Annotated in this window: 1 protein-coding gene; it reads right to left on the bottom strand. The window is 63.0% G+C overall.

Annotation, left to right across the window (positions count from 1 at the left end; all coding sequences use genetic code 11):
* On the bottom strand, positions 1-432 hold a 432-nt coding region (locus DEQ92_RS23010), incomplete at its 3' end, for an MgtC/SapB family protein (protein ID WP_233516965.1).
* Position 433: the final 1 nt, after the last annotated feature.

Genomic DNA, 433 nt, shown 5'->3' with positions numbered 1-433 from the left:
GACGACGCCCTCGATGAGGTAGCCGCTCACCACCGCAGCACCGACCGCGTAGGCGACGAGAAGCGACGTCGACGTGGTAAGCGATAGACTCGCTTCTTTGTCGCCGGTTCTTTCCGAGTCGTCCGTCTCAAGGAGACCCGTTTCCGTTCCGAAGTTGTCTGCCTCGGAGTCGTCCGCCTCGGAATCATCATCAGAATCTTCCCTCCCGAAATCGCCGTGCGCCACGCTTCGTTCGACGATACCACGACCCCCGAGGAGCACCGCCTGCACGACCACCAGCACCCCGCCGATTGCGAGGAGAGTGTCGCTCCCAATGGCCACCGCAACGCCGCCGAGGAGACTCGTCAGTGTGAACGTCCGCATTCCGGCGCTCTTTCTCGACCGCTCGCGTTCCAACCCGAGGAACATTCCGAGCGCCGCTGCGAGGAACAAC

The organism is Haloferax sp. Atlit-6N, from assembly GCF_003383195.1.
Lineage (GTDB): Archaea > Halobacteriota > Halobacteria > Halobacteriales > Haloferacaceae > Haloferax > Haloferax gibbonsii.
The sequence above is the reverse complement of the archived record's forward strand: the minus strand, read 5'-3'. Positions and strand labels throughout refer to the sequence as shown.